The organism is Humisphaera borealis (genome assembly GCF_015169395.1).
In the GTDB taxonomy this organism is placed as follows: Bacteria; Planctomycetota; Phycisphaerae; order Tepidisphaerales; family Tepidisphaeraceae; genus Humisphaera; species Humisphaera borealis.
This window is the reverse complement of sequence record NZ_CP063458.1, coordinates 6,134,124-6,148,533: the sequence shown is the minus strand read 5'-3', so window position 1 is coordinate 6,148,533 and position 14,410 is coordinate 6,134,124. Positions and strand designations below refer to the sequence as shown.

The 14,410-nt window shown below is 63.1% G+C and carries 9 protein-coding genes; 4 read left to right on the top strand and 5 right to left on the bottom strand.

What is annotated here, in order from left to right; genetic code table 11:
- The first annotated feature begins 18 nt into the window (after positions 1-18).
- Positions 19-1,773 (top strand): NHL repeat-containing protein, encoded by a 1,755-nt coding sequence (locus tag IPV69_RS23105; protein ID WP_206292091.1) that lies wholly within the window; start codon positions 19-21, stop codon positions 1,771-1,773.
- A gap of 168 nt (positions 1,774-1,941) precedes the next feature.
- On the top strand, positions 1,942-5,412 hold the full coding sequence (locus IPV69_RS23100; protein WP_206292090.1) for a S41 family peptidase: 3,471 nt from the start codon (positions 1,942-1,944) through the stop codon (positions 5,410-5,412).
- A 146-nt stretch (positions 5,413-5,558) separates the two neighbouring features.
- Here IPV69_RS23100 and IPV69_RS23095 read toward each other — a convergent pair whose 3' ends face one another.
- The gene (locus IPV69_RS23095; protein ID WP_206292089.1) at positions 5,559-6,128 is read right to left on the bottom strand and encodes a hypothetical protein; all 570 of its coding nucleotides are present in this window, start codon (positions 6,126-6,128) and stop codon (positions 5,559-5,561) included.
- Positions 6,129-6,406: 278 nt separating this feature from the next.
- On the opposite strand from IPV69_RS23095, the gene rpiA reads away from it, so the two are divergent.
- Positions 6,407-7,105, top strand: coding sequence for a ribose 5-phosphate isomerase A (gene rpiA / locus IPV69_RS23090; protein ID WP_206292088.1), 699 nt, complete (start codon positions 6,407-6,409; stop codon positions 7,103-7,105).
- Positions 7,106-7,205: 100 nt separating this feature from the next.
- Here rpiA and IPV69_RS23085 read toward each other — a convergent pair whose 3' ends face one another.
- Positions 7,206-8,807, bottom strand: a complete 1,602-nt coding sequence (locus IPV69_RS23085) for an Hsp70 family protein (RefSeq protein ID WP_206292087.1) — start codon at positions 8,805-8,807, stop codon at positions 7,206-7,208.
- 194 nt (positions 8,808-9,001) lie between these two features.
- On the opposite strand from IPV69_RS23085, the gene IPV69_RS23080 reads away from it, so the two are divergent.
- A complete protein-coding gene (locus IPV69_RS23080; RefSeq protein WP_206295661.1) occupies positions 9,002-9,340 on the top strand; it encodes a flagellar basal body rod protein FlgC in 339 nt (112 codons plus the stop codon).
- A gap of 27 nt (positions 9,341-9,367) precedes the next feature.
- Here IPV69_RS23080 and mtnA read toward each other — a convergent pair whose 3' ends face one another.
- The 3 genes from mtnA to IPV69_RS23065 form a co-directional block, all read right to left on the bottom strand.
- Positions 9,368-10,444, bottom strand: coding sequence for an S-methyl-5-thioribose-1-phosphate isomerase (gene mtnA, locus IPV69_RS23075; protein ID WP_206292086.1), 1,077 nt, complete (start codon positions 10,442-10,444; stop codon positions 9,368-9,370).
- 156 nt (positions 10,445-10,600) lie between these two features.
- Entirely contained in the window at positions 10,601-11,932 is a 1,332-nt protein-coding gene (locus IPV69_RS23070; protein WP_206292085.1) for a porin, read from the bottom strand.
- Positions 11,933-12,632: 700 nt separating this feature from the next.
- Positions 12,633-14,312 (bottom strand): NADH-quinone oxidoreductase subunit N, encoded by a 1,680-nt coding sequence (locus tag IPV69_RS23065; RefSeq protein WP_206292084.1) that lies wholly within the window; start codon positions 14,310-14,312, stop codon positions 12,633-12,635.
- Between the last annotated feature and the right edge of the window lie 98 nt (positions 14,313-14,410).

The following is a 14,410-nucleotide window of genomic DNA, read 5'->3' as shown; positions in this document are numbered from 1 at the left end:
GGTCTCGTTTGTAGGGGCATGAAAGACCTCACCCCCCGCAAGTCCCGGCCGTGCCTGCTCGAAACCCTCGAAACCCGTTGCCTGATGAGCGCCGGCAGCCTGGATACGACGTTCGGCGTCGCCGGCAGCGGCAAGGTGCTCGCACAGAGCGTCGGGTTCGAGATCGCCGACGTCGCCGTTCTGCCCAACGGCAAGGTCATCGCCATCGGCACCCTGAACAAGGACTTCGCCGTCGCCCGGCTGAGTACCGACGGAAAGCTCGACAGGACCTTCGGCGGTGGCGACGGCGTCGCGACGGCCGACTTCGGCGGCGAGGACAACCCCGATTTCGGCATCGGCGGCGACTTTGCCAACACCGTCGCGATCCAGGCCGACGGCAAGATCGTCGTCGCCGGCGGTATGACCGAAGACGCCTGGGATAACTATGGCAATACCGCCGTCGCCCGTTTCAACACCAACGGCACGCTGGACAACTCCTTCGACGGCAACGGCCGGATGACGATCAACTTCACTGGCGTCGGCGAAAGCTTCGCGAACGCGATCGCGATTCAGCCGGACGGAAAGCTCGTCGTCGCGGGGGTCGCCAACACGGCGGGTACCATCACTATCCATTTGAGGACCGAGGACTTTGCCGTCGCCCGTATCAACCCCAACGGCTCGCTGGACACGACTTTCGGAAAGGCGGGCAACGGCTCGTTCTCGGGGACGGCCGGCCGGACCGGAAAGATCACGATCGGCTTCGGCGGCGAGACGTCCGAAGCGGCCACCGCGATCTCGCTCGCCCCCAACGGAAAAATCTACGTCGGCGGCAGCGGCGGGCCGGGCAGCCAGGTTCGGTTCGCCGTGGCGCGGCTCACCGACCAGGGCTCGCTCGACAGCAGCTTCAGTGACGGCATCAGCGGTCCGGGCCGATTCAACAATCTCTTTCTCCCCAAGTCCGAACTTCGCGACCTGCAGGCGCAGCCGGACGGAAGCGTCGTACTGGTTGGAAAGTTCGCGGACAACTTCGCGGTCGCACGGCTGACATCGGCCGGAAAGCTCGACACGAACTTTGCCGGCACAGGTCACGTGGAAACGGACCTGGGCGGTGTTGACGATGCAAGGCACGTCCGCGTCAGCAAGGAAGGCATCCTGGTCGCCGGCAGCTCTAATGGAAAGTTTGCGATGGCGCGTTTCAAGACCAACGGACTGTTGGACGGCTTCTTCGGCCAAAACGGCAAGGTCACCACCGCCGCCGGCATCAAGGACTCGATTCTGACGACGAACCTGACCTCCGACGGAAAGATCCTCGCTGTCGGCCGCACTGGCACCATGGCTCGGTTTATCAGCGCGGTGCCGAAGGTCGGCATTTATTCGCTCGACAACTCGGCTCGCGAAGGCGCGGTGGACAACCAAGCCAACTTCGTCGTGACGCGAGACGCCGTCTATAGTTTCAACACGAAGGTATTCTTCGACATCGCGGCCAGCGCGACCGTCGGTTCTGACTACACAACCTCGCTGACCTTTATCAACTCGACCACGACAACGAGGACACCTGGCGATCTGCTGCCAACGACCGGCGTGCCGACCTTCCAACGCCGGGTGTGCATCGAAATCCCCGCCGGGCAGTCGTTCGTGGTCGTCCCGATCGACGTCATCGACGACACCGTGAATGAGGGTGTCGAGACGGTAAAGCTGACGATCAACGCCAACAGCCTCTACCGGATCGACGCAGCCGACACGGCGACCGTCAGCATCCAGGACAATGACGCGATGATCTTCGGTCGCCTGTAAACTGCGTGTCGTACCCGCGCTCCGCTCTGCATCGCGGTTAACCCCCGCACGGTTAGCCGCGACGCAAAGCGGAGCGCGGTGCTTGGATCGAGGATATTCCTTGCACCCCCCATCCCCGCTTCATAACCTTACGGCTCCTGCCACTGATCCCGTTTCGGAGCACCGTTCATGAAGCGATTCGCATTGCGCCTGGCCTGTCTAACCGGACTTGTCGGTCTTCCCTGGACGGCATTTGCTGCCGCCGATGATGTCAAACCGCTGCCGAGTTTTTCGGAACCGGCAATCTCGCCCGACGGGCAGGAGATCGCGTTCGTTCATGCCGGCGACATATGGATTGTGCCGGCGCAGGGCGGGACGGCACACCTGTTGATCAGCGATCCGGCCAACGAAAGCCGGCCGCTTTATTCACCCGACGGCAAGCAGCTTGCCTTCGTCTCCAGCCGGTCGGGCAACGGCGACATCTACCTGCTGACCTTCGCGACCGGCGACCTGACCCGGCTGACCAGCGACGACGGGGCCGACCAGCTCGACGCCTGGAGCGCCGACGGCAAGTACATCTATTTCAGCTCAACCGTCGCAGATCTTGGGGCGAGTAACGCCGACATCTACCGCGTCGCCGCGACCGGCGGCACGCCGATGCCGGTGTCGGACGAGCGGTACACGAACGAGTTCAACGCCGCCCCGTCTCCCGACGGAAAGTCGCTGGCAATGAGCGCCGGTGCGAGCAGCCGTGATTGGTGGCGGAACGGCCATTCGAACTGGAACGAGGCGCACGTCTGGGTTCGCCGGGAGCGCGGCAAAGGCGTGGCGTACGAGGAGATCACGCAGCCCGGCGCACGTGAAATCTGGCCGATGTGGGGCGACGGGGGCAAGACGCTTTACTGCGTGAGCGATCGCGACGCCCAGCCGCAGAACATCATCGCGTACGATATGACCCCGCCCCAGCAGGCCAAGCCCGCTGAAGGCGTCAAGGCCAACGCCGCCGATGGTGCCAAGGCAAAGCCGCCGGCGAAAGTGGTTCGCACGTCTCGGCCGCTGACTACCTTCAAAGACGGCCGCGTACTGTGGCCGAGTATCTCGAAGGACGGCAAGACGATCGTTTTCGAGCGGGATTTCGGCATCTGGCGTGTTCCGACTACCGGTGGCACGCCGTGGGAACTCAAGATCAACCTCCGCGGCGCGGCCAACGCGCCCGTCGTCGAAAGCCTGAACTACACCGGTGGCTTCCGCGACCTGGCGGTTTCGCCGGACGGTAAGAAACTGGCATTCTCGGTCCACGGCGAGATCTTCGCCGTCTCGGCCCGCGACGGCGGCCGTGCGACGCGCGTCACCACCACCCCCGCCGCCGAGGGACACATCGACTGGTCGCCGGACAGCCAGAAGCTGGTCTACGTCTCCGATCGCGGAGGCAAAGACTCGGGCGTGCAGAACATTTACATGTACGACTTCGGGACACAGACGGAGATCCCGCTGACGACCGCCAAGGCGATCGACTCGACGCCGCGTTTTTCGCCCGGCGGTACGGCGCTAGTCTTCCGACGCAACGGCACTGAGCTGCGAATGCTCGAACTGGGAAGCAAGACTGAGCGAACGCTGGTGAGCGGATTGGCGTCAGTCCTGCCACCGTTTGATAACGCGGCGTCGCCTTACGTGTTTTCGCCGCGGGGCAAGTGGCTGGCGTACATCGACAGCGGCCGGCGCGGGTTCGACAACGTGTTCGTCGTCGCGACGCAGGAGAAAGACGCCAAGCCGACACAGGTCACGTTTTTCGCCAACACCGGGAGCAACAGCGTCTCGTGGAGCGGCGACGGCCGTTCGCTGCTGTTTGGCACGGGGATGCGGACGGAGGACTATCAGCTCGCGCGGGTCGACCTGATTCCGCGGGCACCGAACTTCAGCGAAGACCAGTTCCGCGGGCTGTTCAAGGACGAGATGAAGACGCAGCGGCCCGGCATGCCGCAACCCACGCCGCCGCAGCCGGCCCAGCCCGACCGGCGAACGCCGGAGAAGGCGCCGATCACCGAAACGCCCGGCGACGCGCCACCGGAATCGCCGGCGACCAGACCGTCTACCCAGCCGGCCAAGGTCGAACCGGCAACTCGGCCGGCGACCCGGCCTGCCCTTCCGTCGATCGATCCCCGGCTGTTCCCCACGCTGGAGCGGTTCGATCTGGCCGATATCCGCCATCGCATCAGCCTGCTGCAGATCGGTCTGGACGTCGATTTTCAGACCGTCAGTCCCGACGGCAAGTGGTGCGCATTCGTCGGTTCGACCGATGGCAAGCAGAACATCTATGCCTACCCGCTCGACTCGACCTCAGGGTCGTCGGTCCGGCAGTTGACGAGCACCACCGGCGGTAAGGGTTGGGTGCGGTTCTCGCCCAACTCAGGCGAGATTTACTACCTGGAGAATGGCCAGATCCGCGCCGTGTCGATGGATACCCGGACTGTTCGCGAGATTGCTGTGCAGGCGTCGATGGAGGTCGACTTTGCACAGGAGAAGATGCAGGTCGCCCGCCAGGCGTGGCAGTTTCTGAACCTCAACTTCTACGACCCCAAGATGCACGGCGTCGACTGGAACGCCGTGTGGAAGAAGATCGAACCGCGCATCGCCGGGGCCAAAACGCCGGACGACATGCGGCGGATTCTGTCGCTGATGATCGGCGATCTGAACGCATCGCACACCGGGGTCTCCGGGGGGCGTTTCGGAAACACCAATGTCGGAAGGCTGGGCGTTCGGTTCGATCGGCCGGCGTACGAGAAGGATGGTGTTCTGAAGGTGACGCAGGTCCTTCATGACGGCCCGGCGCAACAGGCGGGAATCAAGATCGGCGACACGATCCTGAGCGTCGACGGCGATCCGATCGACGGTGGCGTGGATCTGTACCGGTTGCTCGATCGAAAGATCGGCCGGCGGGTGGTACTGAGCGTGAAGTCGGCCGGCCAGCAGGACGAACGCGACGTGCCGGTGCGGCCGGTGGACGTATCAACCGAGAAGACGCTGCTTTACCGCGCCTGGAGCGAGGCCAACCGCCTGCAGGTCGCAAAGGCGAGCAACGGCCGGCTGGGTTACGTTCACATCGCCGACATGAGCGCCAATGCGCTGACGCGGCTGAATGCCGACCTGGATGCCGAGGCGGCCACCCGGGAAGGCGTGGTGGTTGACATCCGCGCCAACACGGGTGGGTTCGTCAGCCCGTATGTGCTGGACGTGCTGAGCCGCCGTGGCTACCTGACGATCAGCCGTCGTGGCGCGACCGATGCACCGGGCCGGATTTACGTCGGCCAGCGGGCGCTCGACCTGCCCACGGTGCTGGTGACCAATCGCCAGAGCATCAGCGACGCCGAGAACTTCACCGAAGGGTATCGGGCGCTGAAACTAGGTAAGGTCGTCGGCGAGCCGACGGCGGGCGGCGTGATCTTTACCAGCGAGGCGACACTGATGGACGGTACGTCGGTCCGTATTCCGTTCAGCAAGGTAACCACGCGCGAAGGCAAGAGCTTGGAAGGTGAAGGCCGGCCGGTCGATGTCAAAGTCCGCCGGAACCTGGGCGAAGGATCGGCCGGTAAGGACAGCCAATTGGATGTCGCGGTGAACTCGTTGCTGCAGCAGATCGAGAAGGAAAAGGCGGCGAAGTAAGCCGGGATCACAATGAAGAATTGACGATCGGGTGCCGCGCTCCGCGCCGCACCCGATCGACCGTCCATGATTCGTTGTCGTGTTTGTGGTGCAGCCGTATCGGCTGCATTGCAGGCGGGACGCCTGCACCACAAGCTGGGGATTGCTTACTCGATGGACAACCCGGCCAGCTCGTACATCTTGCCGTCGCGGAAGATCTCGACTTTGCGAACCGTCGTCGCTTCGTCGGTGTTGTCGGTCGGGAAGCTACGGCCCATGCGGTCGTACATCATCTCGAAGTTCAGCCGGCGGGAGGTCTCGGCGTTCTTGGGGATGTTGGGAACAAAGACGACCCATTGGCCGTTCACCCAGACTTCGACGTCTTTCCAGTCTTCATTGGTGAAGTTGGCGACGTGCATGATGTTGTCGGAGTAGTCGACGGTCGCGCCACCCTTGATCTTGCCGCCACGCGGGGCCTCGGTGTTGTACTGGCGGTTGATGGCGTCGCGGGCGAACTCGGTCCGGGTCTTTTGCAGATCCGGGTCGGGATTGGGGATCATCGATACCGTGTCCTGACAGCCGGTCAGAAGCGCCAGCGTGATGCAGAGCAGCCCGATGCCGGCGGCCCCGACGGTTAGAGCGCTGCGCGGCGTGTGGTCGCCGGCGACGCGGGCACCGATGACGGGTGCGGCGACTTCGAAAGGTTCGTTACGCGAACGGGAAAAGATGCCTTCCATGGCGTACCTCGTTGCAAAGTGCCCGCGGTCCCCGCGGGTAGGAATCGGACGTTAGAAGTGTTATCGGACGGGGCGGCGCCGGAAGATGAGAAAAAGTCGAGGAAAAAGATGGTGGGCAGAGGGGTGGATGGGTGTTGCGGTAGTGCGTTGACGTACGGGCAAGTTGCGCCCGCTTTGGTGGGAAGGCGTCGGACGCTGTACAGCGACCGAACCACCCATCCACCCGGTCAATTAACCACCTCTTCCCCCGCCTACCCCGCTCAAGTACTCTTTCGGCGATGAATCCGAAGCAGCGTGCCGCCGAAGCGGCGATGAACTATGTCGAATCGGGAATGGTCGTCGGTTTGGGTACGGGTACCACCGCCGACGAGTTCCTCAAGGCTCTTGGTAAAGCGATCAAGGCCGGTAAGCTCACGGACATCCGGGGCGTGCCGACGAGCATTCAGTCCGAACGCCGGGCCCGCGAGTTGGAGATCCCACTGGTGAGCCTGGTCGAAGCGCCGCACCCCGATGTCACCATCGACGGCGCCGACGAGATCGACCCTAACCTCGATCTGATCAAGGGTTTAGGTGGTGCCCTGCTGCGGGAGAAGATCGTCGCGCAGAACTCGGCCAAGCTGGTCATCATCGCCGACGCCGGGAAAGTCGTGGAGAAGCTTGGAACCCGGGCGATGCTGCCGATCGAGATCGTGCAGTTCAGCCACGAGGCGCACGTGCCGTTCATCCGCAACCTCGGTGGCGAGCCGACTCTTCGCCGGGCCAAGGACGGCGCGCCGTTCGTGACTGACAACGGGAACTACATTTACGACTGCCGGTTTGCCGACGGTATCCCCGACCCGCACAAGGTGGAGCAGGCGTTGCGAACGCGGGCCGGCATTGTTGAAAGCGGACTGTTTCTGAGCATGGCCACGATCGCGATCATCTCCGACGACGAGCACGCCGAAGTATGCGAACGGGAGTACGTGGACGACGAATGATGCGAGGGGTGGGGGACTCAGCGAGTCGCGTGTCGCCACGCAGATCGCAGCCTACGTCCCCCACTGTTCTCACGCCTTAGGTGTTCTCACGCTCCGGGCGTCAGCTCAACTTGGCCACCGGTACATCCTGACAGACGTATCTGCCCGTCGTGACGTCCATCGCGGAGAGCGTCAGGCGTTTGTTGGCGTCTACGCCGAAGTGGACTTCGAAGCGGGCTTCACCGGGCTGGGCGGGAGGGTTGGTGGGGAGGAACGTCGCCGCCTTTTCGTTGATCCAGTAGTGCGTTCGCTTGCCGGCCTCCTCGGCCGATACCTGCCGTACGCGGGCGGCGCCGGTGTTGTCGAAGATCAGTTCAACCTTGGCATCGCCACCGGTCGGCTCACCGACTTCAAAGACCGACATACCGAGCTTGGCCTGCCCATCCTGCGTCGCCTTAACGAGCACCTTGGCGACCGGATCAACGGTCGGGTACTGCGTGCCCCGGCGGACGATCGGTCGGTAGCCGTGTGCGCCCTTGACGGGGTCAAGATACCGGATGGCGTAGTCGTGTTGAATGTAGTCGGCAATATCGACGGCACCGGCGATGTACGCCGCCGCGCCGCAGGCGACGGCTTCCAGCGGGCGGTCGATCATGACCCGCTCGCCGCCAAAGATCCGCGTGAGCACGCGCTGGACGGACGGAATCAGGCTGCTTCCGCCGAGCATGAAGACGGACTTGATCTGATCGTCATCGACGCCGCGGAGCCGGGCGGCCTCGAGCGCGCGGTTGAGCGTCTGTTCGATCTGCGAGAACAGGCCCTGCACGTCGAGCATCTGCTCGAACCGCTTCCGGGTGTAATCCGATGACACCATGTACCCCGTGTACATGTCGATCACGCTGATGTCGGCCTTCTCTTCGACGCTCAGCAATTCCTTGGCCCGTTCGATATCGACAAGCAGCTTCCGGCTGATCTTCCGAACGTCGGGCTCGGCATCCTTGAGCTTTGCCCGGCGGAGAACGTCGCGGAACATCCATTCGTCGATCGTCGCGCCGCCAAGATCGCTGCCGGCCTTGCCCAGCACGCGGCAGAATCGCGAGCCCTCATGCTCGTCGGCCTGCACAACCGACACATCCATGCTCCCACCGCCGAAATCGAAGATCATGTAGATGTCGCCGATCTCCATGGTCGCGCCGTAGCCGATGGCGGCTGCCGAGGCTTCATCGACCAGCCGAACGTGTGGCACGCCGGCCTTCTCGGCCGCCGACAGCAGCCAGTGGTTGTAATGCTCATACGCCTCGACCGGGACCGTTAGCGCGACCTCTTCCTCCTGCGGATCGATCTCCATTCCGGACACGGCAGCGGTGAGCACGGACGAAAGGAAATCGCGGCCAGCGATGCGGGCGGTGATGTCATGGCTGCCGAGGTGCAGCTTGATCGGCGTGCGGCGGCTGATATACCGCTTGCTCCACCGGAAAGTCTGCGGGTGCTCGTAGAGATCCTGGTCGAACACCTGCTGGCCGATCCACTTCTGCGATTCGTCGACGTAATGGATGAGCGACGGAACCAGCGGCACTTCGGCAAAATCGCCCTGCGGGCTGTGCACCGCGAGATTGCGCGACAGGTCCGGGAGCAACAGCGGCAATGCTTCGCCCTGCTCGGCGTCCCAGACGGCGACGAGGGTGTTGGACGTTCCGAAATCGACTGCCAGTCGGCCTGCCATGCTGTTTCCCGTCCTTTACGTACGTTCAGAGTGCCAATGCGGATTGGCGGTTATATCGCTTGGGGGATGGCATGTCATGGAGAATCAATAACAGACCGTTTGGACGCTGCCGCGGTACGGGTTGAGGTCTGATAACAACTTGCTGACCGGAAGGGTTTGACCGGCGGCTCGCGGCATCCGATGTCGGAGGTGGAATGTTCTCCGTTCTCGACATCGCCGCCAGTGGATTGTCCGCCGCCTCGGCGCGGATTGCGGTGACGGCTGGGAACATCGCGAACCTCAATACGTCGGGGTATCAGGCCCGCCGGGCGAATCTGACGCCGGTCGAGCCGGCCGGCGTGCGGGTGGATTCCGTCACCCTCGACGAAACGCCGGCGGGGATCGACGAAGAAGGTTTGGAGACGTCGAACGTCGACCTGGTCGGCGAGACGGTCAATCTGATCCGCGACAAACACCTCTATCAGGCGAACGCGAAACTGCTCAAGACCGGCGATCAGATGCTGGGTACGCTGCTGGACGTGCTCGCGAGGTGACGGCAGTTCGAGTTCTCGGTAAAGCGGTCAAAGTGCAGTCAACCTCAATGACTCTGTTGTCGGATTCTTCACGACCCCGCGCTCGGTGATGATCGCCGTCACCAACTCTGCCGGAGTCACGTCAAACGCCGGGTTGTAGACGTCAATGCCATCCGGCGCGGTTTGCCTGCCCATGCCGTGGGTCACTTCATCGGGCGAGCGCGCTTCGATCGGGATCAGATCGCCGGTGGCGAGGCTCATGTCGATGCTGCTGGTCGGGGCGGCCACAAAGAACGGAATGCCGAAGTGTTTCGCCAGGATCGCCACGCCGAACGTGCCGATCTTGTTGGCCACGTCGCCGTTGGCGGCGACGCGGTCCGTGCCGACGATGACGGCTTTCACTTTGTCCTGACGCATAACGGTTGCCGCCATGTTGTCGCAGATGACCGTGGCCGGGACGCCGTTGGCCTGCAGTTCGTACGCGGTGATGCGGCTGCCCTGCAGCAGCGGGCGGGTTTCGTCGGCGTATACGTGGAACTTCAATCCCCGCTCGACGCCGACGTACACCGGAGCCAGCGCGGTGCCGTACTGGACTGTCGCCAGGCCGCCGGCATTGCAGTGTGTCAGCAGGCGGATAACGCCGTCGGCAGCAGTTAAAGGCATAAGCAGCTCGATGCCGTGCTCGCCGATCCTGCGGCAGATCGCGGTGTCTTCGTCGAGCATCTGTCGGGCCGTCGCGAGCAGTTTGGCCTTGACGAGGGCAATCGTGTGCTCGTCGGACGTGTCGGCTCGTACGCTGCGGCCGGCATCGCGTGCGACGCGGCGTTGCCGGTCGATCGCCCAGAAAAGATTGACCGCTGTCGGCCGACTGGTGGCGAGATAGTCGCAAACTTCGTTCAGACGGTCGTAGAACGGCAGCAATTCGCCGCTGAAAGATCGCACCCCCAGGTAGACGCCAAACGCCGCTGCAACGCCAATCGCTGGCGCGCCCCTGACGACCAGGCGCTTGATCGCGTCCCACATTTGCCTTTCATCGACGATATCGACGTAGACGGTTTCGGTGGGCAGTTTCGTCTGGTCGAGCAGGCGACAGGCGTTGTCGGTCCAACGGACGGTCTGAAGCATGGTTGTGAAGGATATGTCAGCGAAGGGGTTTGTCCACGAAGGAAGCGCCGGTCGCCAATGAACGAGCCGCTTCTTCACGAATGAAAACAAGCCGTGCATGACGCGTGATCGCGCCATGCACGGCTTGCATCGCTCAGAAGTCAGTTCGTTTGCCGCTTAGAATGCGAGCTGGAACTGAACGCGACCGACGATCTGCATCTCGGTGCCAGAATCGCGGTAGCCGAGGCCCGAATCGGCCGGGGAGCCGTTCGGGAGGACGGTGACGTCGGCGGTGAGCTTGGCGTTGTGGCTGTAGAAGTAGTAGTTCACGCCGCCAGTGAGTTCGAACAGATCGTCGTCGTTGTCGGCGTTGGATTCGTTGTGAATCCAGCCGCCACGACCGAAGACTTCCCACTTGGAATCCGGGAGCAGGTAGGACACCTGGGCGACGGCACCAAAGTTGGAATCGTTGTCTTCATCGCCGTGACCGATGATGGTCTGACCGAGCGCGGCACCGTAGATGGCGAGGCCGGCTGCGTTTTCCCACTGGGCGTCGACGGTGTAGCTGAACACGTTGTCGCCGGAACGGCCGGTGGCGTCGCCGCCGGCACCGATGACGAGCATGTCGCCCTTGTTGCCCATGGCCGAGAAATCGGCGTACTGCTTCTTGTCACCGTAGACGGTGTACTCGACGCGGCCGGCTCCGCCCCACTCCTGGGTTGCGCTGCCCTGGTAGTTGGTGTTGTCGGAGTTGGCACCGTCGTGGAGGACGACGGTTGCGTACAGCGGGCCGCTTTCGTACGACAGGCCGACGCCCTGAACACGGTCGAGGAAGCCGCCGCCGAGCAGTTCGTTGACCAGCGAGCGGTCGACCGCGATCTGGCGCGTGCTGCTGACGAGTTCTTCGTGGTGGACCGGGTCCTTGAACTGACCGGCGTAGACACGCATCGTGTCGTTCAGCTTGTAGCCGATTTCCACGTCTTCCAGGGTAACGGCACCACCGGCGCGGTTGGTGACCCACAGGAACCGGTAGTCGAACTCGGCGTACTTGCCGTTGAGACCGAACTTCAGGCGGCGGACTTCAAAGCCGCTGTCGAAGTCTTCGTCACCGGTGCTCGGCGATTCATCCAGGTAGTTCGCGACGCCGCGGAACTGGAGCTGGAAGTAGGGGTGAAGGGTGAACTTGCCGTCTTCGCTCTGGATGACGGGCTTGCCCTTGAGCCAGCCGGCCGTGAGGCCGCCTTCGGCCATGAGCTGGCTGCGCTTGTTGGCATCAGCCAGGACATCGGCGACCGTGCGGTCGGCGACGGCCTTGTCGGCGCCGTAGGTGGCGACCGGGGCCTGCTCCTGCTTGGCTTCGAGCTGAGCGACCTTGGCCTGAAGGGCCTTGACCGTGTCCAGCAGTTCCTGCTGGTTGGGCTGGGTCTGCTGACCGAATGCGGCGACGCCCGTAAGGCTCAGCGCGCCCGCCATGATGGCCGGAATCGACCGACGCTTGGACGAAATCATCGTACTCTCCTGTTCCCTCGCGTCCGCGGGCCGGGTTTGGAAGACGACGGGGCGAACCACTCGCCGCCGTTCCGGCTCTAAGGACGAAATTTGCTCTTGGTTGATAATCTGGTGGCGGGCAGGCAATCAGGCCCGCCGCACCGTCTGTCGGACGATCTCATCACTGTCGCACCGTCCGACACCTCGCTCCGCTGGTTTTTTGTTCGGCAGAAGTGGCCGTTACCGGTCACAATTTACGTCCACTTGTGATCTGGTTCCGATAACCACGCCCTTAGGCCTGCGTTTCCCATGCGATCGACAGACTCTGCCCATATCGACGCCGGAGCGACGGGATTATGGGGCCGAATGCAAGCATTTGATTAAGAATGAAATGGCAAACGGTTAATTACGAGGTGTGCCAGCGTTGAACAATTGGCGTGGTCGGCTTGGGAGATGAACGGCCCAGGGCTCCATTCAAGCGCAAGCCCCATCGTCCGCCGTTGGCGATTGGCGTTAGCGGCGCAGCCCGAGCCATGACGGTGCGCCATTACGGTGCCGAAGCAGGTGTCTTGAGGGGAGTCGGGTTCCGTTGCGGCGTTCTGGACGCTCAACCCGGGACTATTCACGGGGGTTCGGCACAGTGTCCAGCGTGGACGGCTCGCCCAATGCCAGATACGCCTCGAAGTTTGCTCGCGTATGGACGTGCTTGGTAGGCGACGGTCTAGCGCAGCGATGCTTCGGCCGGAAGGACCGGCGGCGTCTGAACGACGGGCGCGGCGACCGGTGCGGCAACGATGCCCGCGGCTGTGCCGATTCGCCCGGTGAATGCGTCGGTCCAGGGCAACGCGATACCGAGCACCAGCGTCGCGGCCACAGACAACCCCACGCCCAGCGACAGCGGGAGCGAACGGGGAGACGCATCGGCGGAGGAAGCTTCATCAGCCGGCAGCGGGCGGATGAACATGGTGGAGACGATTTTCAGGTAGTAAGCCGCGGAGATCGCGGCATTGATCATCGTTATCACGACGAGCCCGATGAGGTTCGCCTTTAGGGCAGGAGCGATGAGGTAGAACTTGCCGAAGAAGCCGACCGTCAGCGGCAGGCCGATCAGCGAGAAGCAGCAGATCGCCATGCCAAGCCCCAGCAACGGATGCTTGCGGCCCTGGCCGGCGAGGTCTTCGAAGGTTTCGGCGGTGGTGGCGACGGGCGGGAACTCGCTATCACCCATCTGCTTGTGCGCCCGCGTCGGCAGCAGCATGAGGATGCCGAACGCCCCGCCGTTCATCAGGCCGTATGCTGCGATGTAGAACAGAATACCCTGCAGAGCCGACAACTGGACTTTGGTCGCCGCGGCCGGGTCCGTCGCGGCAAGCTGCGGAGCGGCCATCACCAGTGCCGTCACCGCGACCAGCATGTAACCGCTGTGAGCGATCGAGCTGTACGCGAAGACACGTTTGATGTTGAGCTGGAGCAGGCCCAGAACGTTGCCGAACGTCATCGTCAGGACGGCGACCACCCATAGCACCGTGCCGACGACCGGCGGCAGCACATAGTGGGCCCCGCCGACGGCCGAGAGAATCTTGATGATCGCAAGGAAGCCACTGATTTTCGGGACAAAAGCAAGAAGTGCCGTCAGCGGTGTGGCCGCGCCCTGGTAGACGTCGCCGACGTAGGCATGAAACGGCACTGCGGCGATTTTGAATGCGAAGCCGGCGAGCAGAACGATGAGCCCCATCAGCAGAAACGAGTTGATCTGGGGCACGGCCCAGGCGTTGCCGTTGCGGGTCTGGTTGATGACGTCGGAGATCGCGTCGAGCCTAATGTGGCCGGTGCCGCCGTAGACGTAGCTGAAGCCGAAGAGCATGACAGCGGCGGCCATCGCGCCCAAGAAGAAGTACTTGACGCCGGCTTCCTGCGCGACCGGGAGCGGCCGCGAGATGCTGACCATGATGTAGGTCGGGATGGCGGCCAGTTCGATCGCCAGGAACAGGAGGATGATGTCGTTGGTGGAGGAGACGAGGAACACGCCGGCAAACGCGAGCAGCGCCAGGCCGAAGTACTCGCCAACATCAGAACCGACGTTCAGGCTGCCGGAACCGGTGGCGTCGCGATTGCCAGGCCAGGCGAGCAGAACAAGGACCGCGCCGACGCCGGAGACGAGCGTCTTCACGAAGATCGACATCGGCGTGACATGCACGACGTTGAACGGATCTCTCAGCGTTGACGCAGTCCCATGGAAAAACGAGAAGCCCTGCCAAAGGAATATGGCAACGAGCGTCGCGAATGCGATCAGCGCCGACAGCCGGCGCATCGACGGCTTGTGCGAAGTGCCGAGGAAGAACAGCACGCACGCGACGGCGATGAGGACGAGTTCGGGAGCCAGTGCGTTGAGGAGGTCCATTGTGTCGCTTTTACGTTTCTCGCTTTTGCAGCCGACGCTTACTGAAAGTTCGTTTTCATCACAAATGCACGAAGAACGCGAAGAAGAGAACGTGGAGC